The organism is Sulfitobacter sabulilitoris (genome assembly GCF_005887615.1).
GTDB lineage: Bacteria > Pseudomonadota > Alphaproteobacteria > Rhodobacterales > Rhodobacteraceae > Sulfitobacter_E > Sulfitobacter_E sabulilitoris.
Window position 1 is genome coordinate 911,185 of sequence record NZ_VANS01000001.1, and the last position, 20,567, is coordinate 931,751.

General features: G+C 65.5%; 22 protein-coding genes. 11 read left to right on the forward strand and 11 right to left on the reverse strand.

From position 1 onward, the window contains the following. Nucleotides 1-22 precede the first annotated feature (22 nt). From speB (FDT80_RS04275) to FDT80_RS04285, 3 genes are read right to left on the reverse strand one after another with little or no spacing between them, the layout of a single operon-like run. Entirely contained in the window at nt 23-973 is a 951-nt protein-coding gene (gene speB / locus FDT80_RS04275) for an agmatinase (RefSeq protein ID WP_138660974.1), read from the reverse strand. After that, a complete protein-coding gene (speB, locus tag FDT80_RS04280) occupies nt 970-1,941 on the reverse strand; it encodes an agmatinase (protein ID WP_138660975.1) in 972 nt (323 codons plus the stop codon). The genes speB (FDT80_RS04275) and speB (FDT80_RS04280) overlap by 4 nt, the downstream gene beginning before the upstream one ends. A gap of 3 nt (nt 1,942-1,944) precedes the next feature. Then, entirely contained in the window at nt 1,945-3,114 is a 1,170-nt protein-coding gene (locus tag FDT80_RS04285; RefSeq protein WP_138660976.1) for a M20 aminoacylase family protein, read from the reverse strand. Between the two features lie 63 nt (nt 3,115-3,177). On the opposite strand from FDT80_RS04285, the gene mazG reads away from it, so the two are divergent. Further along, the gene (gene mazG, locus FDT80_RS04290; RefSeq protein WP_138660977.1) at nt 3,178-4,020 is read left to right on the forward strand and encodes a nucleoside triphosphate pyrophosphohydrolase; all 843 of its coding nucleotides are present in this window, start codon (nt 3,178-3,180) and stop codon (nt 4,018-4,020) included. Here the strand turns inward: mazG and FDT80_RS04295 are convergent. Next, on the reverse strand, nt 4,017-4,910 hold the full coding sequence (locus tag FDT80_RS04295; RefSeq protein WP_138660978.1) for a hypothetical protein: 894 nt from the start codon (nt 4,908-4,910) through the stop codon (nt 4,017-4,019). The two genes, mazG and FDT80_RS04295, sit on opposite strands and share 4 nt — an antisense overlap. A gap of 45 nt (nt 4,911-4,955) precedes the next feature. Beyond that, nucleotides 4,956-5,762: an FkbM family methyltransferase gene (locus tag FDT80_RS04300; protein ID WP_170311784.1), complete on the reverse strand. Its 807-nt coding sequence runs from the start codon at nt 5,760-5,762 to the stop codon at nt 4,956-4,958. A 217-nt stretch (nt 5,763-5,979) separates the two neighbouring features. Between FDT80_RS04300 and FDT80_RS04305 the strand changes: the two genes are divergently transcribed. Continuing rightward, on the forward strand, nt 5,980-6,921 hold the full coding sequence (locus FDT80_RS04305; protein ID WP_138660980.1) for a nucleoside hydrolase: 942 nt from the start codon (nt 5,980-5,982) through the stop codon (nt 6,919-6,921). Then, on the forward strand, nt 6,918-7,367 hold the full coding sequence (locus FDT80_RS04310) for a GNAT family N-acetyltransferase (RefSeq protein ID WP_138660981.1): 450 nt from the start codon (nt 6,918-6,920) through the stop codon (nt 7,365-7,367). The genes FDT80_RS04305 and FDT80_RS04310 overlap by 4 nt, the downstream gene beginning before the upstream one ends. On the opposite strand, the gene FDT80_RS04315 is transcribed toward FDT80_RS04310, so the two are convergent. Next, nucleotides 7,368-7,904, reverse strand: coding sequence for a CBS domain-containing protein (locus FDT80_RS04315; RefSeq protein WP_138660982.1), 537 nt, complete (start codon nt 7,902-7,904; stop codon nt 7,368-7,370). 105 nt (nt 7,905-8,009) lie between these two features. Here FDT80_RS04315 and FDT80_RS04320 point away from each other — a divergent pair, with 105 nt between their 5' ends. Beyond that, entirely contained in the window at nt 8,010-9,422 is a 1,413-nt protein-coding gene (locus FDT80_RS04320) for a protein adenylyltransferase SelO (protein ID WP_138660983.1), read from the forward strand. Between the two features lie 22 nt (nt 9,423-9,444). Here the strand turns inward: FDT80_RS04320 and FDT80_RS04325 are convergent, their stop codons facing one another. The 3 genes from FDT80_RS04325 to FDT80_RS04335 form a co-directional block, all read right to left on the reverse strand. Further along, nucleotides 9,445-10,344 carry a DMT family transporter gene (locus FDT80_RS04325; RefSeq protein ID WP_138660984.1) on the reverse strand — a complete coding sequence of 300 codons (900 nt, stop codon included), beginning with the start codon at nt 10,342-10,344 and terminating at the stop codon, nt 9,445-9,447. Between the two features lie 128 nt (nt 10,345-10,472). Then, complete coding sequence (locus tag FDT80_RS04330) at nt 10,473-10,664, reverse strand: hypothetical protein (RefSeq protein ID WP_138660985.1); 192 nt, start codon at nt 10,662-10,664, stop codon at nt 10,473-10,475. Next, nucleotides 10,661-11,974: a DEAD/DEAH box helicase gene (locus FDT80_RS04335; RefSeq protein WP_138660986.1), complete on the reverse strand. Its 1,314-nt coding sequence runs from the start codon at nt 11,972-11,974 to the stop codon at nt 10,661-10,663. Before FDT80_RS04335 ends, FDT80_RS04330 begins: the two co-directional genes overlap by 4 nt. A 379-nt stretch (nt 11,975-12,353) precedes the next feature. Here FDT80_RS04335 and FDT80_RS04340 point away from each other — a divergent pair, with 379 nt between their 5' ends. The 5 genes from FDT80_RS04340 to FDT80_RS04360 all read left to right on the forward strand — a co-directional run bounded on the left by FDT80_RS04340 (nt 12,354) and on the right by FDT80_RS04360 (nt 16,506). Next, on the forward strand, nt 12,354-12,770 hold the full coding sequence (locus FDT80_RS04340; protein WP_138660987.1) for a Fur family transcriptional regulator: 417 nt from the start codon (nt 12,354-12,356) through the stop codon (nt 12,768-12,770). Nucleotides 12,771-12,794: 24 nt separating this feature from the next. After that, on the forward strand, nt 12,795-13,496 hold the full coding sequence (locus FDT80_RS04345; RefSeq protein WP_138660988.1) for an NYN domain-containing protein: 702 nt from the start codon (nt 12,795-12,797) through the stop codon (nt 13,494-13,496). Nucleotides 13,497-13,697: 201 nt separating this feature from the next. Then, a complete protein-coding gene (locus FDT80_RS04350; RefSeq protein WP_138660989.1) occupies nt 13,698-14,603 on the forward strand; it encodes a DMT family transporter in 906 nt (301 codons plus the stop codon). A 30-nt stretch (nt 14,604-14,633) separates the two neighbouring features. Next, entirely contained in the window at nt 14,634-15,908 is a 1,275-nt protein-coding gene (gene eno / locus FDT80_RS04355) for a phosphopyruvate hydratase (protein ID WP_138660990.1), read from the forward strand. A 70-nt stretch (nt 15,909-15,978) separates the two neighbouring features. Further along, nucleotides 15,979-16,506 (forward strand): GNAT family N-acetyltransferase, encoded by a 528-nt coding sequence (locus FDT80_RS04360; protein WP_138660991.1) that lies wholly within the window; start codon nt 15,979-15,981, stop codon nt 16,504-16,506. On the opposite strand, the gene FDT80_RS04365 is transcribed toward FDT80_RS04360, so the two are convergent. Then, nucleotides 16,488-17,582 (reverse strand): NAD(P)/FAD-dependent oxidoreductase, encoded by a 1,095-nt coding sequence (locus FDT80_RS04365; RefSeq protein ID WP_138660992.1) that lies wholly within the window; start codon nt 17,580-17,582, stop codon nt 16,488-16,490. The two genes, FDT80_RS04360 and FDT80_RS04365, sit on opposite strands and share 19 nt — an antisense overlap. Before the next feature lie 46 nt (nt 17,583-17,628). Between FDT80_RS04365 and FDT80_RS04370 the strand changes: the two genes are divergently transcribed. Continuing rightward, nucleotides 17,629-18,045, forward strand: coding sequence for a cupin domain-containing protein (locus FDT80_RS04370; protein WP_138660993.1), 417 nt, complete (start codon nt 17,629-17,631; stop codon nt 18,043-18,045). A gap of 3 nt (nt 18,046-18,048) precedes the next feature. Here FDT80_RS04370 and FDT80_RS04375 read toward each other — a convergent pair whose 3' ends face one another. Continuing rightward, nucleotides 18,049-19,185 (reverse strand): anhydro-N-acetylmuramic acid kinase, encoded by a 1,137-nt coding sequence (locus FDT80_RS04375; protein WP_138660994.1) that lies wholly within the window; start codon nt 19,183-19,185, stop codon nt 18,049-18,051. A gap of 65 nt (nt 19,186-19,250) precedes the next feature. On the opposite strand from FDT80_RS04375, the gene tyrS reads away from it, so the two are divergent. Continuing rightward, nucleotides 19,251-20,501, forward strand: coding sequence for a tyrosine--tRNA ligase (gene tyrS / locus FDT80_RS04380; protein WP_138660995.1), 1,251 nt, complete (start codon nt 19,251-19,253; stop codon nt 20,499-20,501). Nucleotides 20,502-20,567 lie beyond the last annotated feature (66 nt).

The following is a 20,567-nucleotide window of genomic DNA, read 5'->3' on the forward strand; positions in this document are numbered from 1 at the left end:
TGATCAAAGCCGCACCGCCCCATCAGCGGTACGCCACGCCGGGCAGGACGCACAGCAGTTCGTAAAGGATATTCGCTCCGGTCAGCGCGGTGTTGCCGCTGGTGTCGTAAGGGGGCGAGACCTCCACCAGGTCGCAGCCGACGATGTTTAGCCCCTTGAGGGCGCGGATCAGTTCGAGCGCCTGCGGCGTGGTCAGCCCGCCGATTTCGGGCGTGCCGGTGCCGGGTGCATAGGCCGGATCCAGGCTGTCGATGTCGTAGGTGACATAGACCGGCATCTCTGTCCCGATGTCACGGCGAATTTCCGCGCCAAGCGCCGCAAGGCTGCGGCCCCAAAGCTCATGCGCCGGAAACTGCTGAAAGCCCCAATCCTGCGCCTCGGTGAAGTCGGTCGCGGCATATCCGGTGCCCCGCAGGCCGACCTGGTATGTTTTCGAAGGGTTTATCAGCCCTTCCTCATGCGCGCGGCGGAATACGGTGCCGTGAGTTTCACGCATCCCGAACATCTCGTCGTTGACATCCGCATGGGCATCGACATGCACCAGCGCCACGGGGCCATGCCGCGCGTGGATCGCCCGCAGGATCGGCAGGGTGATGGAATGATCCCCCCCCATGGCGACCGGCACCACGTTATGCTTGAGGATGGTGCCGTAGCTTTCGGCGACGATGCGCAGACTGTCGGACAACGAGAATGTGTTGATCGCCAGATCGCCGATATCGGCCACTTGCAGGCTGTCGAACGGGGCGGCCCCCGTGGCAAGGTTGTAGGGCCGGATCATCGCGCTTTCGGCGCGGATCTGCTTGGGGCCGAAACGGGTGCCCGACCGCCACGACGTGCCGATGTCCATCGGCACGCCAAGCACCGCGACGTCTAGCCCGACCAGATCGCTCGCCGATGGCAGCCGCATGAAGGTATTGGGCCCGGAGAACCGCGCAAGGTCGTTGCCGCTGACGGGCTGGTTCTTGTCGGTCATGCCGTGCCCCCGCGCATGCGTGCGCCCAGCAGGCAAAGGATTTCGGTCGCCACATGCGCGCCCGCGATCGCCGTGACCCCGGTGGTGTCGAAGGGGGGCGACACTTCGACCACGTCGCCGCCCCGGATGTTGATCCCCGCCAAGCCGCGCAGCATCGCGGCACACTGCGCCGAGGTCAGCCCGCCCCAGACCGGAGTTCCGGTGCCGGGGGCATAGGCCGGGTCGAGCGCGTCGATATCGAAGGTCAGGTAGGTTGGCGCGTCGCCCAGAACCGATTTTATTTTCTCGACCGTGGCCTGCGCGCCGTCGGCATGCACCTCTGCCGCGTCGATCACGGTCACGCCCAGCGTGTCGGGGTTGGTGGTGCGGATCCCCACCTGCACCGACCGCGCGGGATCGACGATCCCCGATTTCACCGCCTTGTAGAACATCGTCCCATGGTCGATCCGCGACAGGTCGTCGTCCTGCCAGGTATCTGAATGAGCATCGAACTGTAACAGACTGATGGGCCCGTATTTTTCGGCATAAGCCTTGAGGATCGGAAAGCTGATGTAGTGATCGCCGCCCAGCGTGACGCTGGCCGCGCCCGCCTGCAGGATGCCACGGATATGCGCGGTCAGCGCATCGGGGAATTGCGCCACATGGCCATAGTCGAACGCCAGGTCGCCATAGTCGATGATGGCGCGTTCGCTCAGCACGTCAAAGGGCCAGCCATAGGGCGGATCGAACGCTTGCAGGGCGCTGGCCTCGCGGATGGCACGCGGGCCCAGGCGGGTGCCCGGCCGGTTCGTCACCGCCTGGTCGAACGGCACCCCAGTCACCGCGATATCGACGCCCGTCAGATCCTTGGTATAGCGCCGCCGCAGAAAGGACGTGGCACCGCCAAAGGCGTTCTCAAAGCTGGGGCCTTTCGGATCCTCGCGGGTAAAGGCCTGATCGACCTGGTGTTTGGCGTCTTCCAAGGCCATGGATCACGCTCCATCGACGGGCTGTGCCCGCTCCACCAGACGCGCGAAGAACGACGCGCCCATGGGCGCGATGTCGTCGTTGAAATTGTACAAGGGGTGATGCACGCCAGCCCCGTCACCCTGCCCCAGCATCAGATAGGCACCCGGTCGCGCCTCCAGCATATAGGAGAAATCCTCGGCCCCCATTACGGGTTCAAAGGCTGCATCGACCTGTGCCGCGCCGGCGATTTCGGATGCGACCTCGGCCGCGAAGCCGGCCTTGGCCGCGTCGTTGACCGTGGGCGGATAGCCGTATTCGAACTCGAGCTCGGCGCGCAGGCCAAAGCTTGCGGCATGACCCGACACGATCTCTTCCATGCGGCGCACGACCATCGCCTGCACCTCTTTGTCAAAGGTCCGCACGGTGCCGTTGATATAGGCGGTTTCCGGGATCACGTTGTCGGTGGTGCCGGTGTGGATCTGCGTCACCGACACCACCAGCGATCCGGCGGTGTCGTGGTTACGGCTCGAAATGCTTTGCAGCGCCTGCACGATGGCACAGGAGGCGACCACCGGATCGACGCAGTCATGCGGGCGCGCGGCATGACCTCCCTTGCCCGTGACGCGGATGTGAAAGGTGTCGGCGGCGGCCATGATCGGCCCCGGATTGGTAAAGAAGTGGCCCAGCGCCTTGCCCGGCGCATTGTGGATGGCATAGACCTCGGAAATGTCGAACCGGTCCATCACGCCTTCGCGGACCATGACCTCGCCGCCGCCGCCGTCTTCTTCGGCGGGTTGAAAGATCAGCGCGACGCGGCCCTTGAAATTGCGCGTCTCGGCCAGGTATTTCGCCGCCCCCAGCAACATCGCGGTGTGCCCGTCATGGCCGCAGGCGTGCATCTTGCCAGGATGCGTCGACGCATACTCCACCCCGGTTTCCTCGCTGATGGGCAACGCGTCCATATCCGCCCGCAGGCCCATCGTGGGCCCGTTTCCCTGCCCGTTGATGATGGCCACGACGCCGGTTCTGGCGATGCCCTCGTGCAGTTCGTCCACACCGAATTCGCGCAGGCGCTCGGCCACGAACGCGGCGGTCAGGTGACATTCCAGCCCCAGTTCGGGAATAGTATGCAGATGCCGCCGCCACGCCGTCATGTCGGCACTGTAATCTGCAATCCGGTTTACCACGGGCATGGGGTGGACTCCTTGAAGAATTGTTTGTTGGGTGCATGTGACACGACAGATAGGCGCGCTGCAATGGCTGACGATTCAATCCCGGAAAAGCCCGACAACCTGGTCCATGACCCGGACGGCGGCATCGACCGCCTGCTTGAGATCATGCGCCGCCTGCGCGATCCCGACAGCGGCTGCCCGTGGGATATCGAGCAGGATTTCGACAGCATAGCCCCCTACACGATCGAGGAAGCCTACGAGGTGGCCGACGCCATCGCGCGCCGTGACTGGGCCGAGCTTGAGGGCGAGTTGGGCGATCTGCTGTTGCAGACCGTCTATCACGCGGCGATGGGCCAGGAGGCGGGGCATTTCACCTTTCAGTCGGTGGTGCGCGCCATATCCGACAAGATGGTGGCGCGGCATCCGCATGTCTTCGGCGATGAGCCGCGCGACAAATCCGCCGACCAGCAGACCCGCGACTGGGAAAGGATGAAGGCGGCGGAACGGGCCGGCAAGGCCCAGCGCGGTACGCTCGATGGCGTGGCCATCGGCCTTCCGGCCCTGCTGCGCGCCGTCAAGCTGCAAAACCGTGCCGCGCGCGTCGGGTTCGACTGGCCCGAAACGGTGCAGGTGCTCGACAAGATCCGCGAAGAGGCGGCCGAACTGGTGGAGGCGCGCGCGCACCTGAGCGAGGCGGAGGTGGAGGAGGAATTCGGCGATCTGATGTTCGTCATGGCCAATCTGGGCCGGCATCTGGGCGTCGATCCCGAAGCCGCCCTGCGCGCCGCCAACGCCAAGTTCACTCGCCGCTTCGAAGGCATCGAGGCGCGGCTGGCCGACCGCGGCAAGACGCCCAAGGACAGCGATCTGGCGGAAATGGATGCCCTGTGGAACGCGGTGAAAATATCAGAACGATCAACCGGTTAGACCCGGTCCTTCATCCCCTCCGGCACCAGAACATAGCGCGGATCCTTGTTGATCGGAGCGGAATCCACCACCGTTTTGCGCCCCTGCGACACCACCGCCGCACGCAAGATGTCGGCACATTCGCCAAAGCCTTCCGCGACCTCCACCGGCCTTGCCCGCGACAGGATCTCGATTTCCTTGTTGCGGATCATGTCGGGCTTGGACCAGTTGATCCAGAACCGTCCCGGCACCTTTTGCGGGTCGTCCGCCGCGTCGTTGGCGGCCTTGGCGTCGCGCACGATATCCTGCCGCGCGGCCATCCGTTCGGTATAGTCGGGGGTCACGTAGTGCAGGTGGAACAACAGGATCTCGGGGTCGATCTCGAACCGGCCGCGGATCAACCCATGCCCACCGATGGTGTATTTCACCTCTGACCGGGCGATGCAGGGTTTGGTGTATTTCGGACTGACGAGCGCATGGCGATGGCGCGCCAGCACGGGCAAGGTCATGTCGGCGTCGTCATGTTCGGTCGGGATCAGGTTCAGCCCGACAGGCGACAGCGCGTCACCTTCGGACAGCTTTGCCTCGAGATGCGCCAACAGCCCAGATTTTTCGCCGCAATAGACCAGGAACTCATCGACGTCCGTACAGATCACCCGATCGTGGAACGCCAGCAGCCCATTGGTGATCTGGCCCAGCAGCGTCCAGCGGCGGCGCGTCAGATCAACGGTCACCTCGTCGCGCGGCACGTGGATCAGATTGCAGCCCTGCGCGATCCGGTCCACTTCGGGATCGCCGCCGTGGTTGATCACATATAGGCTGCGTTTGGGGACGATGCGGCTGTTGTGGGCGACCCATTTCTCGAGCAGCCAGTAATCCCGCCAGACCATCGTCAGAAATGCCAGCTTCATGATCCCTGCCCGCCCTGCGTGGCGCGGCGCGTCCGGTCGGGCATCTTACGACCGTTCAAAAAGGCTGTTGTTGTCGAAACTGCCCACCGCGGTATAGCCACGCTCTTCCAGCATCTCCAGCAGCGGCATGGACCATGTTCCGTCATGGGCCACCTCGAAATAGATCATCCGCGGCCACAGCGCCTCGTCACCCTCAAGCAGCGGGCAGATCACCCGATCCTCAAGCCCTTCGACATCGACCTTGAGGAAATCGACAGTCTTGATACGGGCCTGTTTCAGGCAATCGGCCAGCGGGCGCACCGCCACGTCGATTGCCGTATCTGCATTGCCATCGGTGTATTCCAGATCAACCCGGCCCTGCCCCAGATTGCCGTTGCGCGGGAAATGCAGCCGCGTGCTGGCCTCCTCCGCCCCCACGGCACAGTCAAATACGCGCACGCCGGTCAGCTTGTTGAGCTTGACGTTCACCGCCAGCCGGTCGCGCATCACCGGGTTCGGTTCGAACGCGATGGCGCGGGCCTTTTTGCCTGCCCGCTGCATGATCGGCAAAAAGAACGCTCCGGCGTTTGCCCCGACATCGACGATCACCGCATCCTGCCCCGCCAGCACCCCCGCGATGTGCAGCGTCGCGGCATGTTCGGGCGGCAACCCGGTTTCCCAGATCTTGAATTCGGTGAAATTGTCACGCGGGTGAACGATGAATTCGCATCCCATCGATGTGATCCGCGTCGGCGGCAGCGTATCGCGCAATATCTTGCGCACCCAGGGTTTCTGAAACCTGCTCCAGATTTCGCGGACCTTGGCATCCAGCGCAGAACCGGTATCTGCCTCGATGTCGGTCTGAAGTGTCATAATGTGCCACCCTGTCATGGTCGCCCGCCACCCTGCGCAAGGCGCGTGATCGGGGTCGGGGCAAATTATTCCGTGCGTGCCGGCGGTCGGTTCTGCGCCAATTCCTGCCGGTGCGCCACATGCTCTGCCGTTGATGCCATTGGCAAATCCGGCTAAGCGATTTATGCCCCAACCTTGCAATCCATGCAAGCGCGTTCGCCGAAAGGGCCGATTGACCATGACCCCTCGCAAGATCATCATCGACACGGACCCCGGCCAGGACGACGCCGTTGCCATCCTGCTGGCGCTGGCCAGCCCCGAGGACATCGACGTTCTGGGGCTGACGGCGGTGGCGGGCAATGTGCCGCTGGAGCTGACGGCAAGGAACGCGCGGATCGTGTGCGAACTGGCGCGCAAGACCGATGTCCCGGTGCACGCGGGCTGCGACCGGCCGCTCGGGCGTGATCTGGTCACGGCAGAGCATGTGCATGGCAAGTCGGGCCTCGATGGGCCCGACCTCCCCGATCCGCAGATGCCGCTGGCCGAAGGGCATAGCGTCGATTTCATCATCGACACCCTTCGCACCCACGAGGCCGGCACGGTGACACTGTGCCCGCTTGGGCCGCTGACCAATATCGCCACCGCCCTGCAAAAGGCGCCCGACATCGCCGGGCGCATTCAGGAGATCGTCTTGATGGGCGGTGCCTATTTCGAGGTGGGCAACATCACGCCAACCGCCGAATTCAACATTTACGTCGATCCGGAAGCCGCTGATATCGTGTTCAAATCCGGCGTTCACATCGTTGTCATGCCACTGGATGTGACGCATAAGGCGCTGGTCACCAAGGCCCGCAACGACGCGTTTCGCGCCATCGGAACGCCCGTGGGAGTAGCGGTCGCGCAGATGACGGACTTCTTCGAACGCTTCGACAAGGAAAAATACGGCTCGGCGGGCGCGCCCCTGCATGATCCCTGCGTGACGGCCTACCTGATCCGGCCAGACCTCTTTACCGGGCGCCATGTCAACGTCGAGATCGAGACGGCCTCGCCGCTGACGATGGGTATGACAGTTGCCGATTGGTGGGGCGTGACCGACCGGGCGCCCAACGCGCTGTTTGTCGGCGATCTCGATGCGGAAGGGTTCTTTGCCCTGCTGACGGATCGGCTGGCCCGGCTATGAGTGCCGCTCTGACCCTGGCCGCGCCCGATCACCTCGACCGGCTCGACGCTCTGGTCGCGGCCTTTCACGCCGAGGCCGGTATCGCCCTGCCGGCGGAGCAGCGCCGCGCCGGGCTTGCGCCGCTGCTCGACGGCATCCCGCATGGCGCCGCCTACCTGATCGGTCCGCCGCGCGCGCCCATCGGCTATGTCATCGTGACCTTCGGCTGGTCGGTGGAGTTTGGCGGCATGGACGGGTTCATCGACGAGATCTTCGTGCGGCCCGGCGTGCGCGGGCGCGGCATCGCGTCAGAGGCGCTGCTGTCCCTGCCGCGCGCCTTGGCCGCCGCGGGCATCAAGGCCCTGCATCTGGAGGTCGCGCGCGACAACGCGACAGCGCAACGGCTGTATGCCCGCGCGGGGTTCAGACCCCGCGAGAACGCGTTCCTGATGACCCGCAAGTTCTGATCACAGCGACCGGACAACGACGATCATCGCCAGCGAATAAAGCATGATGCCCCCGCCGATCAGCCAGATGGCATAGTTCTTGCCGACGCTGGCCTTGGCCATTTCCTTGGCCTGGTAAATCAGGTCGGGCCAAGTGTAGCTGACGAAATCACCCTGTGTGAACACCGCCTTTATCCGGCCTTCGTCATCGACCACCGGCAGGCGGCGGAACCGCTCGTTCGACATGATGCGCAGCCAATCGACCACGTCGTCGGTCTCTCGCGCCAGGCGCGGCTCGCGAGTCATCACATCGGCCAGCTTGGTGGTGCCGGGGTCCAGGTCGCCGTTGACGACCTTGCGCATCACGTCCCGTTCGGTCATCACGCCGATCACCTTGCGATCGTCGTCGATCACGATCACCGATCCGAAATTCTTCTCGCTCATCGCGGCGACCGCCTCTTTCACGGTGGCGGTTTCGGGAAAGGTCAGCGGCTTTGGCTTGCTGTTGAATTCAGGGCGATCGCGCAGTTGCATTCCGACATGGGTGCTTGCGGCCATGATGTGGCTCTCCTTCGTTTCAAATTCGTCTTCTCCACAGCTAGGGCGAATTCGCAAAGGACAAGTGGACTGGCATCGGCGCTGCCCCTTGCCTATATCTGCGTCATGGATATGACATCGCTCTTCGACAACAGCTACGCCCGCCTGCCCGGCGCCTTTTTCACCCGCCAGCAACCGACACCGGTCGCCGCGCCCCGACTGGTCGCCTACAACGAGGATCTGGGCCGGCTTCTGGGCCTGCCCAAGATGTCGGATACCGACCGCGCGGTGCTGTTTTCGGGCAATGAAACCCCGCTTGGCGCAGAACCGCTGGCACAGCTTTACGCCGGGCATCAGTTCGGCAACTGGAACCCGCAACTGGGCGATGGCCGCGCGATCCTGCTGGGCGAGGTGCTGGGCACCGACGGGCAACGCCGTGACATTCAGTTGAAGGGCTCCGGCCCCACGCCCTACAGCCGGATGGGCGACGGTCGCGCGTGGCTGGGGCCGGTCCTGCGCGAATACGTGGTCTCCGAGGCGATGCACGCCCTCGGCATTCCCACCACCCGCGCCCTGGCCGCGACCCTGACGGGCGAGGATATCTTTCGCGAGGGCCGCCTCCCCGGTGCGGTGCTGACACGCGTCGCCGCAAGCCACCTGCGCGTGGGCACCTTCCAGGTCTTTGCCCACCGCGGAGAGACAGATCACCTCAAGGCGCTGACCGACTATGCGATTGCGCGCCACTACCCCGATGCGGTCGGGCCGATGGGTCTCTTGCGGGCCGTCTGCGCGGCGCAGGCGCGCCTGATCGCGCGGTGGATGGCCGCGGGCTTTATCCACGGGGTGATGAATACCGACAACTGCGCCATATCGGGCGAGACGATCGACTATGGTCCCTGCGCCTTCATGGACAGCTACGACGCGAACCGCGTGTACAGCTCGATCGACGCGCAAGGGCGGTATGCCTATGGCAACCAGCCGCGCATCGCGGTCTGGAACATGGCGCAATTCGCCACCGCCCTCATTCAGCAGATGGACGAAACCGACGCCGCGATCGCCGAGGCGACCGAAATCGTCCACGCCATGCCCGCCCAGATCGAAACGGCATGGCGCGCCGCCTTCGGGGCCAAGATCGGCCTGGCCGACGCCCGCGCCGACGATGACGCATTGATCGAACGGCTGCTGGCGCTGATGCAGGCGGATGCTGCCGATTTCACCAATACCTTCGATGCGCTGGCGCGCGGCGATGCGCGCGATCAGATCATCGATCGCGCCGCCTTCGAAGCCTGGCACGCGGACTGGCAGTCGCGCACAGCGACCGAGAAAGACCCCCGTGCCGTCATGCAGGCCGCCAATCCGCGCATCATTCCGCGCAACCACCGGATGGAAGAGATGATCGCCGCCGCCGTCGCCGGTGATTTCGCCCCCTTCCACCGCCTGAACGCGGCGCTGGCGCAGCCCTTTGACACCGATGACACCGACCTGATGCGCCCGCCCACACGGGATCAGGAGGTGCCGGCGACCTTCTGCGGCACCTGAGGCTTCTTCGGGTCGAAAATACTCAAATCCGAACCGCCGCCACCCGCGGGCGGCGGTTGATCAGGTAGATGCCGGCCGCCACGAGCCCCAGCGCGCCCCAGACACGAAAGCCGACATCCTCGCCCAACACCGCCCAGCCCAGAATCACCGCAAAGACAGGCGACAGGAAGCTGAAGGAGGCGACCGACGACGCCGGATAGATCGACATCAGCCAGAACCACGCGAGAAACCCAAGACTTGCCACCAGCACGATCTGGAACAGCATCCCGGCGACATGGATCGGCTGAACATCGCGGATGAAGTCGCCGAAAAACAGCGAGGCCAGCAACAACAGCGGCGCCGAGATCAGCACCTGGAACATGAGCTGCTGCGCCGGGGGGACCTCGCTCAGCGGTGTGATCTTGACGCAGAGCGCGATCCCCGCCCAGCACAGCGCCGCCACCAGCGCCAGAAGATCGCCCAACAGCCCCGCACCGACATCAACGCGCCCCAAAAGCGCCAGCGCCACGCCGCCCATGGCCAAAAGCAGCCCCACGGCGCGCACCGGCGTCAGCGCTTCGCCCGGGATCAGGACGGCGCTGGCGATCGCCAGCCAGACCGGCATGGAATAGAGGATCACCGACGCGCGGCTGACGGTGGTCAAGTCAAGCGCCGAGAACAGGCACATGAATTCAAGCGCAAAGAGACCGCCCGAGATCAAGCCCGGCAGCATCGCCCGGCGCGGCACCTGAAAGCCGATCCCGCGCAGGCGCATCCAGAGCAACAGAACGGCAACCGCCCCCAGGGATCGAAGCCCCGCCGCGAAGACCGGCGCAAAGCCGCCATTGGTGACCTTGATGACGACCTGGTTGAACCCCAGGTGCAGGGCGAAAACGACCAGCGCCACGGCGCCGAAGGTGTCGATATGGGATTTGCGTTGCATGCCGCCCAAGAAGCGGGCTGGCACGGCGTTTGTCAATTGCGCATTGCCGAAGGCGCGCCCGCGCCGCGGTCGTTGCCCCGCAAGAGTTTCATGCCTCCGGCGGCGGTATTTTCATCCATTTGGAATGGTCAGGCGCGCGGCGTGAGGAGGAAGGCCAGCGCGAGAAGGATCGCCGCCCCCAGAAGCGGCAGCGCCCAGAGCGCCATGGCCTCGGGCGTGAACCAGTTCTGTGGCACGCCCGCGCGCAGGATGCCGATGGGCGGCAGGGCCACGAGGACCGCCACCGCCGCATAGAGCACATTTTGGAGACCGCGGATCACGCGGCGCGTTGCCCGCCGCCACCGCCGCCGCCGGGCTTGCGACGCCGGCGAGGTCGCTGGCCCGCGGGCTTGCCGCCGGCCGGTGCGCCGGCATTGACGCCGCCGCCCTGTCCGCCACCGCCCCGGTTGCCGCCGCGACCGCGGCCGCGGCCCTTGGGCTTGGCGGGTTCGTCCATCGCTTCCCACGGACGGCCGGAGCCCACGGGGATCGCCACACCCATGGTTTTCTGGATCGCCTTCAGTTCGCCCATCTCGTCGGGGGCGCAGAACGCGATCGCGGCGCCGTCCTTGCCGGCGCGTGCCGTGCGCCCGATGCGGTGGACGTAATTGTCGGGCACATTGGGCAGGTCATAGTTGTAGACATGCTTGACATCCGGAATGTCGAGCCCGCGCGCCGCCACATCGGTGGCCACCAGGACGCGGATCTCACCGGATTTGAAGGCGGCGATGGCGCGGTCGCGCTGGCCCTGGCTTTTGTTGCCGTGGATCGACCCCGCGGCATAGCCTGCCTTGACCAGCGTCTTCATCAGCTTTTCCGAACCGTGTTTCGTCCGGCCAAAGACCAGGGCCAGTTCATCGCGGTGCTTGTCCAGCATCTCGATCAACAGGTTCGGCTTTTCGGATTTGGCGATGAAATGCACCTCTTGCGTGACCTTGTCGGCGGCCTTGCCGGGGGGCGAGACCTCGACCCGGATCGGGCTGCGCAGGAAACTTTGGGCCAGTTCGTTCATCAGCTTGGGCATGGTGGCCGAAAACAGCATTGTCTGGCGATCCTCGGGGATCACCTTGGCGATCTTGCGCAGATCGTGGATGAAGCCCATGTCGAGCATCTGATCCGCCTCGTCGAGCACGAGAAAGGTCGCATCCTCGAGCCGCACGGCGCGGCGGTCCATCAGGTCGAGCAGGCGGCCCGGGGTCGCCACCAGAAGGTCCACGCCCCGCTCGAGCCGCTTGATCTGGGTGTTGATCGACTGGCCGCCCACGACCATCGCCACCTTGAGCGGCGTGTTTTCGCAAAAGCTTCGCAGGTTCTGCGAGATCTGGTTGGCCAATTCGCGCGTCGGCGCCAGCACCAGACCGCGCACCGATTTGGGCGCCGGGCGCCCCGGCATGTCGAGCATCTGGGCCACGAGCGGCACGCCGAAGGCAGCCGTCTTGCCGGTGCCGGTCTGCGCCAGCCCCATCACGTCGCGCCCGTTCAGGGCATGGGGAATCGCCTGTCTCTGGATCGGGGTCGGGTCCTTGAGGCCCATGGATTGAAGCCGCTCCACCAGTTTAGGAGGAAGCTCCATCATATCGAAATCGCTCATAATTCTCTTTCCGGCCATCAGCGCATGCAGCGCCGGGCCATAGCATCGTGCCGCGCCCCTCTTTGCCGGGCGCCGCTTGGGACACGCGAGGTCAGATCGCAGCCTCGACCAAATGCCAAAGACTGTCTGTCGCGCTTGGCCCCACGCGTGATTTTGGGAACATCGGCGGGCCTAGGGGTCAGCACGGAGCGGGTCCACCGGACCCGGGTCGCTGAAACTGCTCACGCGGCAGAAGGCATCGCTTGACCCCCATGTGGGCCAAGCGGCGCCATAAGTCAACCGGTGACGCCACTGGCGGGGTTGCCCCACCCCGTCAAAGGTCGCTACACCATGAGACCACCCCAACGGCGAAATGCCCCCGATGCCGAAAAGCGCAGACATGACCAAACCCATCATTGCCCGCTGCGAGGCCAAGGGCCTGCGCATGACAGGTCAGCGTCGCACCATCGCGCAGGTCCTGCAGGACAGCGACGACCATCCGGACGTCGAAGAACTCTATGCCCGCGCCAGCGCCATCGACGCCGGCATTTCCATCGCGACCGTGTACCGCACCGTCAAACTGTTCGAAGAGGCGGGGATTCTGGACAAGCTGGAATTCGGCGACGGCCGCGCCCGCTACGAGGACGCCGAGCGCGACCACCACGACCATCTGATCGACATGCAGTCGGGCGAGGTGATCGAATTCGTCGATGCCGAGATCGAAGCGCTGCAGGACCGCATCGCGCGCAAACTGGGCTACGAACTGCGCGGCCACCGGCTTGAGCTCTATGGCGTTCCGCTGAAAAAAACCGACTGATTTCAAATTCCAAGGAGCCTGACTGTGGCTGAACGTGACCGCCCCCTGCTTGCCGTGCTGATCGACGCCGACAACGTCCCCGCGAAATTCGCCTCCGCGATCCTGCGCGAGGTCGCCACCATCGGCGAGCCGGCGCTGCGCCGGGTCTATGGCGACTGGTCGAGCGGGCGGCTCAAGAACTGGTCGGATCAGATCCTGGGGCTTGGGCTGGTCGCGCACCAGGAAACCGCCAATACCCAGGGCAAGAACGCCTCCGACATCGGGCTGGTGATCGACGCGATGGACATTTTGCATGGCGGACGGTTCGACGGCTTTGTCCTGGTGTCGTCGGACAGCGACTTTACCGCGCTGGCCAACCGCCTGCGCGAAGACGGCCTGCTGGTCGTGGGCATCGGCGAGAAGAAGGCGCCAGAGGCGTTGCGCAATGTCTGCAACCGCTTCATATTCATCGAAAACCTGTTGGAAGAGGTTCGCGGCACTGCGCAGAAAGCCGACACCGAGACGTTGAACGACGCCTTTCAACTGATTGCGAACGCAATGGAAAAGATCGATCAGGAAGGTGACTGGTTCGACCTTGGCCCCATCGGCAAGACGATTCTGTCGCTGCATCCCGATTTCGACACCCGCAGCTATGGCCACAGCAAGCTGAGCGCACTGGTCAAGGCGATTCCGCGGCTCGAGACCAAGCGCGAAGGGGCGCAGCTGATGGTCCGGCGGCGCGACTGACGCACCGGCGGCCGCCCCGGACCAGACAGGCCATCCCGGCCCTGTCCGGCGGGTCGCGGCGGCCCCTGACACGGACGCATGGCAGCCATGCAGGCGCGCGGCACGGAAAAGCCCCCGCGCCAGATTGACCTTGGTCCGCAATTCTGTGACCTCTGCCGCAGACGCAGGATTGGCCTGCCCCAAATTTCAAAAGGCATCGTCATGGATAACCTGCGCGGCGCGCTCATCATGGTGTTGGCGATGCTCGGCTTCGCCATCGAGGACATGTTCATAAAGCTACTGGCCGATGCGCTGCCGGTGGGGCAGATCATCGGGCTTCTGGGGCTGGGCGGTGCGATCATCTTTGCCGCGATCCTGGTGATGCAACGCCAGCCGCTTTTCACCCGCGCGATGCTGTCAGGGCCGGTCTTGCTGCGCAGCCTGGGCGAACTGGTGGGCACGCTGGGCTTTGTCACCGCGATCGCGCTCACCCCGATCTCCTCCGCCTCGGCGATCTTGCAGGCGACACCGCTGATGGTGACGCTCGGGGCGGCTGTGTTCCTGCGCGAGCCCGTGGGCTGGCGGCGGTGGTCGGCGATCCTGGTGGGGTTTTGCGGTGTGCTGCTGATCATCCGGCCCGGCATGGAAGGCTTCGACTGGTTGTCGCTGTTCGCCGTGCAGGGGGTTGTCGGGCTTGCGATCCGCGACCTGGCGACACGGCGCGTGCCCAGCGCCACCACGTCGATGCAACTGAGCTTTCTCGCGTTCCTGACGCTGGTGCCCGCCGCCGCGATCCTGCTGGCGATCACCGGCACGCCGCTGGTGTCCGCGACGCTGCCGCAGTGGGGGCTGATGACGGGGGCATTGGTGATCGGGGTCATCGCCTATTACGGCATCGTCGCCGCGATGCGCGTGGGCGAGGTCAGCTTTGTCACCCCGTTCCGCTACAGCCGCATGATCTTTGCGCTGGTGGTGGGCGTCGTCGTCTTTGGCGAACGGCCAGACGCCTGGGTGCTTATCGGGTCGGCGATCATCGTGGCGTCCGGCATCTATACCGTCTGGCGTGAGCGCAAACAGCGCCCCTCCGGCGCGCGCAAGCCTTCCCCTTCTGCCGCAGCCCGGCTATGACCGGGGCAAATCTGATTTCAGGAGCCTTTCATGAGCACCATCATCGACATCCACGCCCGCGAAATCCTTGACAGCCGGGGCAATCCCACGGTCGAGGTCGACGTCATCCTGGAAGACGGCACAATGGGCCGCGCGGCGGTGCCGTCCGGGGCCTCCACCGGGGCCTACGAGGCGGTCGAGCGCCGCGACGGCGACAAGAGCCGCTACATGGGCAAGGGCGTGCGCGACGCCTGCGCGGCCGTCAACGGCGAGATCGCCGAGACGTTGGTGGGGTTCGACGCCACCGAACAGGTCGAGATCGACGAGGCGATGATCGAGCTTGACGGCACCGACAACAAATCCCGCCTTGGCGCCAATGCCATTCTCGGCGTGTCGCTCGCCACGGCCAAGGCGGCGGCGGATTTCTGCACGCAGCCCCTGTTCCGCTATGTCGGCGGCACATCGGCACGGGTGCTGCCGGTGCCGATGATGAACATCATCAACGGCGGCGAACATGCCGACAACCCGATCGACATCCAGGAATTCATGATCATGCCGGTGGCCGCCGACAACATTGCCGAGGCGGTGCGCATGGGGGCCGAGGTGTTCCACACCCTCAAGACAGAGCTGTCGGCGGCGGGCCTTGCCACCGGCGTCGGTGACGAAGGCGGTTTTGCGCCCAACATCAGCTCCACCCGTGATGCGCTTGATTTCATTTTGAAATCCATTGAAAAGGCCGGTTACACTCCGGGCGAGGAAATTCATCTTGCCCTTGATTGCGCAGCCACGGAATACTTCAAGGATGGCCAGTATGTTCTGTCTGGCGAAGGGAAAACCCTGTCGCCCGACGAAAACGCCGACTACCTTGCCGCACTGGTAAGGGATTACCCCATCATCTCGATCGAGGATGGCATGTCGGAGGATGACTGGGAGGGCTGGCGCGCCCTGACCGAGGCGCTCGGCGACAAGGTGCAACTGGTGGGTGACGATCTGTTCGTGACCAATCCCGCGCGCCTGGCGGATGGCATCGCGCGCGGCTGCGCCAATTCGATGCTGGTCAAGGTGAACCAGATCGGAACGCTGACCGAAACCCTGCAGGCGGTCGATATGGCGCATCGCGCGGGTTACACCAACGTGATGTCGCACCGCTCGGGCGAGACGGAGGACGCCACGATTGCCGATCTCGCCGTCGCCACCAACTGCGGCCAGATCAAGACCGGCAGCCTTGCGCGCTCGGACCGGCTGGCCAAGTACAACCAGCTGATCCGCATCGAGGAAGCGCTTGGCGAAAGCGCGCGCTTCGCGGGCCGGTCGATCCTGAAATGATCCGCCGGGCGCAGGGGGCCGCGACGCCGACTTGCGCCCGTGCGGCACCGCGCCCGGCACCGGATCGTCGATGACACGGCCCGCCCCGCCCGCATTTCGCGTCCGTGCGCCCGCGACCCGCGCCGACATGGAGGCGGTCCGCAGCTTGTGCTGGGAATACCGCGACTTTCTGCTTGGTTTTGATGCGGATGTGGCGCGCATGACGCACAGATTCTATCCCGAACCGCTGTATCGCGACCTGATGGCGCGGCTGGAGCAGGAACATGCCCGCCCTTGGGGTGCGATCCTGTCGATCGAAGCGGCGGGCCGCATCGGCGGGTGCGGCATGATCAAACCGGTCTTTCCCGGCAAAGCCGAGATCAAGCGGGTGTTCCTCCGTCCCGCCTTGCGCGGCTCCGGCGCGGGGCGCGCTTTGTGCCGCGCGCTGATCGACCGGGCGCGCGCGGATGGCTACACGACGATCTACCTCGATACCGCGCGCGCATTCACACCCGCGCGGCGGCTGTATGAACGCCTCGGCTTCACCGAACGCGGCCCCTATGCGCAGGTCCCGCCCGAAACCCTGCCCCTGCTGAGCTTTTACGAACTGACGCTTTGAAACCGCGCCGGGCGGTAGGGCGCGATCAGCGCCGTCTGCGCGTTGCTCGGCGCCCGGTCCATCACTTCGGAGGCGGATATCTCGGCCACCAGCGGGGCCAGTGTCGCGCCGGAATGCATCGTGGAGACAAAAAGCCCCGCCGGACCGCAACCGCCCACCACCGGCAGACCGTCGCCCGGCACCGGGCGCAGGGCCAGCGTCACCTCGGCCCAACCCGGCTCCGGCAGGCCCAAAAGCGATCTGATCCGCGCCATCGCCCGGTCCGCCAGCACGTCGGGGCTGTCGGTCACCTGCTCGGCGGTATCGCCCTGATGCGCCGCCGCCGTGGGCGCGATGATCCGCCCGGCGTCGTCCTGCCGCAGCTCCTGCGCGGGGCTGACCAGAACATGCCGGATTTTGGTCGCCACCGGACGGCTCCTCAACAAGAGACCGGGGCGACGCAGCATCGGCAGGGCCACGCCGACGGTGTCCAGCAAGGCGGTCGTGCCGGTGCCGCCCGCGATCACCACCCGGTCCGCGGCGATCCGGCCCTGTGCCATCATGACACCGCGCACCGCGCCCTGCGCTTCGATCAGACCCGTCACCGCGACCCCTGTGATCAACCGCGCGCCCCGGTCCGCGGCGGCGGCCAGCGCATCGCGGGTCAGGTGCCCCAGATCGACGACGCCCTCGCCGCCAAAGACCAACGCCTGATCCGGCGGCTGCGCCACGGCCGGCTCCATCCGCGCGAATTCCGCCCGGCCGATCTGCCGCGCGTCATATCCAAGCTCCAGCAGGCTGCGCAGTTGCGCGTCCTGCGCCGCGCCCTGCACCTCCCAGCACAGGCACCCCGGCCAGCGGATCGCATCGGTGCCCAGATCGGCCTGCGCGCGCCTATGGGCGGCCATCGCGGCATGGCGCAGACGAAAATGGTCGGCGTCGGCGTGGAAACTGGCATTGATCCAGCCGAAGGATGCGCCCGAAGCGGCCCCGGCGGGCAGGCCCGCATCGATCAGCGTCACGCGCGCGCCCGCGCAGGCCAGCCGCCACGCGATCAACGCGCCGATCACCCCCGCGCCCACGATCACCGCTTTCATACCGCTCTCCTTGCGTGTCTGGTGGCGGGCAGATTACCCTGCCCGCATGACACCACAAGAGATCATTGCCCAACTGAACCTGGCCCCGCATCCCGAGGGCGGCCATTACCGCCAGACCTGGGCGGGCAACGGACCGGGACGGCCCTCTGGCACCTGCATCTATTTCTTGCTGCAGGCAGGCGAGGCGAGCCATTGGCACCGGGTCGATGCCACGGAAATATGGCTGTATCATGCGGGCGCGCCGCTGGTCCTGTCGCTGAGCGCGACGGAGGCCGGCCCCGCCACCGATCATCTGCTGAGCCCGGATCTGAGCGCCGGCGCACCGCAATTGATCGTGCCGCGGGACCACTGGCAGATGGCGCGCAGCACCGGTGATTTCACGTTGGTCAGCTGCACCGTCAGCCCCGGCTTTCAGTTCGAGGGCTTCACCCTCGCGCCGCCCGGTTTCGACATCCCGCGCTAACGTCTAGGCAAGGCTGTGCGCGGGGTCCGGTCGGCTGATCGTCCCGCCCGCGACGGCGGCGCGCACGCCCGTGGTGCCGGGGCAGGACGTCGGCAATCCGCGCGCCACCCGTACCGCCAGATAGGCAAAGGCCTGCGCCTCCAGCATATCGCCGTCGAGGCCGACGTCCTCCACCGGGGCAACGGGACAATCCAGAGACACTTCGAGCATGCGCATCAGCACCGGGTTGTGCCGCCCGCCGCCGGTGACCAGAACGCGGGCCGGCGGGCGCGGGCAATGCTGCAGCCCCTCGGCCACACCGGCGGCGCACATCGCCGTCAGGGTCGCAGCGGCATCGGCATCCGAAAGCTCGCCCACCAGCGCGACCATTTCCGAAAAATCATTACGGTCCAATGATTTGGGAGGTATTCTTGCAAAATACGGTTCCGCCAGGAACAGCTCGAGCGCGCCCTGCTCCACCCGCCCCTGCGCGGCGATCCTGCCACCCTCGTCCCACGGCTGCCCCAATCGCGCCTGCATCAGATCATTGAGCGGTGCATTGGCGGGGCCGGTGTCGAAGGCCAGCAGCGCGCCATCCTCCTGCGGTGCGGCGCGCGCGGGATCCACCCAGGTCAGGTTGCCCACCCCGCCGAGGTTCAGGAAGGCCACCGGCGTTTCGGCGCCGATGTAGCGCGCGCAGGCGAAATGGAAGAACGGCGCCAGCGGCGCCCCCTCGCCCCCCAGTTCGACATCCGCGCTGCGGAAATCCCACACGACCGGCACGCCCAGATGCCGCGCCAGCGCCGCGCCGTCGCCCACTTGCAGCGTTCCGCGCGTGCGCGGCGCATGGGCCAGCGTCTGACCGTGAAACCCCACCAGGTCGATCCCCGAAAACCGCGCCAAGAGGTCGCGGTGCGCGGCATCGACAACCTGCGTCGCGGCCTCCACCTCCGGCCCGGCCCATTTGCCCAGGGCGGCCGCCAGCGTCGCGCGCTCGGCCGCCGTGTAGCGCCGGTAATCGCTGGCGCCAAAGCTGTAAATCTCGTGTCCGTCGGTGGTGATCACCGCCCCGTCCACCCCATCGAGCGACGTGCCGCTCATCGCGCCCAGGGCGCTCACGGGACCGGTTTTCGCGCCTGCCTTGCCACTAGCCCTATTCATGGCCTTTTCCTTTGCCTGTTCGACGCCTATAGATTGCCCCGCATTCAAACCCGAGGGCAAGCACCATGACCTACCATCCCAAATCGGATTTCATCTCTGTGATGATGGAGCGCGGCTTTATCGCCGATTGCACCGATTATCAGGGGCTGGACGATGCGCTTCTGGCGGGTGCGCAGCCCGGCTACATCGGCTTTGACGCGACCGCGAAATCGCTGCATGTCGGATCGCTGATCCAGATCATGATGCTGCGCTGGCTGCAAAAGACCGGGCACAAGCCGATCACCCTGATGGGCGGCGGCACGACCAAGGTGGGCGACCCCAGCTTTCGGGCCGATGAACGCCCGCTGCTGACGCCTGCGGCGATCGACGACAACATCGCGGGCATCCGCCAGGTGTTCAGCGCCTACCTTGAGTATGGCGACGCGCCCACCGACGCGCTGATGATCAACAACGCCGAATGGCTCGACGACCTCAACTACCTCGATTTCCTGCGCGACATCGGGCGGCATTTCTCGATCAACCGGATGCTGAGCTTTGACTCGGTCAAGTCGCGGCTGGACCGTGAACAATCGCTGTCGTTCCTCGAATTCAACTACATGATCCTGCAAGCCTATGATTTTCTTGAGCTGAACCGCCGGTATGGCTGCATCCTGCAGATGGGCGGATCGGATCAATGGGGCAATATCGTCAACGGTGTGGACCTGACCCGCCGCGTGTTGGGCAGGGACGTCTACGGCCTCACTTCGCCGCTGCTCACGACCAGCGACGGCAAGAAGATGGGCAAATCGCAATCCGGCGCTGTCTGGCTGAACGCCGAGATGCTCAGCCCCTATGAATTCTGGCAATTCTGGCGCAACACCACGGATGCCGACGTTGGCCGGTTTCTCAAGCTCTATACCGAACTGCCGGTTGACGAATGCGACCGCCTGGGCGCGCTGGAGGGGTCGGAAATCAACGAGGGCAAGATCCGGCTGGCGGATGAGGTGACGACCCTGCTGCATGGCGCCGAGGCCGCGGCATCCGCGCAAGCCACCGCGCGCGAGGTGTTCGAGAAGGGTGGCGTCGGGGGCGACCTGCCCACGCTGACGTTGAGCGCCGAAGAGCTTGGCGATGGCATTTCCATCGTGCAGCTGATCGTGAAATCGGGCCTTGCGGGATCGGGCAAGGAGGCCAAGCGCCTGATTGCCGAGCATGGCGCGCGCATGGACGACGCGCCGCTGACCGACGCGGGCCTGATGATCGACGCGGCCGCGCTGTCCTCGCCCATCAAGCTGAGCGCGGGCAAGAAGCGGCACGCGCTGGTGCAACTGGGATAAGGCGCCGAAATCGCCCTGCTGGCGGCCACTGCGCAGCGGGACGGGGCCGACATCGGTATTCGGGGC

What these genes read in the sequence shown, in the direction of transcription:
- FDT80_RS04285 (WP_138660976.1), bottom strand. Translation starts at nt 3,114, where the DNA reads ATGCCCGTGGTAAACCGGATTGCAGATTACAGTGCCGACATGACGGCG.
- FDT80_RS04370 (WP_138660993.1), top strand. Translation starts at nt 17,629, where the DNA reads ATGACACCACAAGAGATCATTGCCCAACTGAACCTGGCCCCGCATCCC.
- FDT80_RS04325 (WP_138660984.1), bottom strand. Translation starts at nt 10,344, where the DNA reads ATGCAACGCAAATCCCATATCGACACCTTCGGCGCCGTGGCGCTGGTC.
- FDT80_RS04315 (WP_138660982.1), bottom strand. Translation starts at nt 7,904, where the DNA reads ATGGCCGCAAGCACCCATGTCGGAATGCAACTGCGCGATCGCCCTGAA.
- FDT80_RS04310 (WP_138660981.1), top strand. Translation starts at nt 6,918, where the DNA reads ATGAGTGCCGCTCTGACCCTGGCCGCGCCCGATCACCTCGACCGGCTC.
- FDT80_RS04350 (WP_138660989.1), top strand. Translation starts at nt 13,698, where the DNA reads ATGGATAACCTGCGCGGCGCGCTCATCATGGTGTTGGCGATGCTCGGC.
- speB (WP_138660974.1), bottom strand. Translation starts at nt 973, where the DNA reads ATGACCGACAAGAACCAGCCCGTCAGCGGCAACGACCTTGCGCGGTTC.
- FDT80_RS04305 (WP_138660980.1), top strand. Translation starts at nt 5,980, where the DNA reads ATGACCCCTCGCAAGATCATCATCGACACGGACCCCGGCCAGGACGAC.
- FDT80_RS04340 (WP_138660987.1), top strand. Translation starts at nt 12,354, where the DNA reads ATGACCAAACCCATCATTGCCCGCTGCGAGGCCAAGGGCCTGCGCATG.
- mazG (WP_138660977.1), top strand. Translation starts at nt 3,178, where the DNA reads ATGGCTGACGATTCAATCCCGGAAAAGCCCGACAACCTGGTCCATGAC.
- speB (WP_138660975.1), bottom strand. Translation starts at nt 1,941, where the DNA reads ATGGCCTTGGAAGACGCCAAACACCAGGTCGATCAGGCCTTTACCCGC.
- FDT80_RS04300 (WP_170311784.1), bottom strand. Translation starts at nt 5,762, where the DNA reads ATGACACTTCAGACCGACATCGAGGCAGATACCGGTTCTGCGCTGGAT.
- FDT80_RS04295 (WP_138660978.1), bottom strand. Translation starts at nt 4,910, where the DNA reads ATGAAGCTGGCATTTCTGACGATGGTCTGGCGGGATTACTGGCTGCTC.
- tyrS (WP_138660995.1), top strand. Translation starts at nt 19,251, where the DNA reads ATGACCTACCATCCCAAATCGGATTTCATCTCTGTGATGATGGAGCGC.
- FDT80_RS04360 (WP_138660991.1), top strand. Translation starts at nt 15,979, where the DNA reads ATGACACGGCCCGCCCCGCCCGCATTTCGCGTCCGTGCGCCCGCGACC.
- FDT80_RS04335 (WP_138660986.1), bottom strand. Translation starts at nt 11,974, where the DNA reads ATGAGCGATTTCGATATGATGGAGCTTCCTCCTAAACTGGTGGAGCGG.
- FDT80_RS04365 (WP_138660992.1), bottom strand. Translation starts at nt 17,582, where the DNA reads ATGAAAGCGGTGATCGTGGGCGCGGGGGTGATCGGCGCGTTGATCGCG.
- FDT80_RS04320 (WP_138660983.1), top strand. Translation starts at nt 8,010, where the DNA reads ATGGATATGACATCGCTCTTCGACAACAGCTACGCCCGCCTGCCCGGC.
- eno (WP_138660990.1), top strand. Translation starts at nt 14,634, where the DNA reads ATGAGCACCATCATCGACATCCACGCCCGCGAAATCCTTGACAGCCGG.
- FDT80_RS04375 (WP_138660994.1), bottom strand. Translation starts at nt 19,185, where the DNA reads ATGAATAGGGCTAGTGGCAAGGCAGGCGCGAAAACCGGTCCCGTGAGC.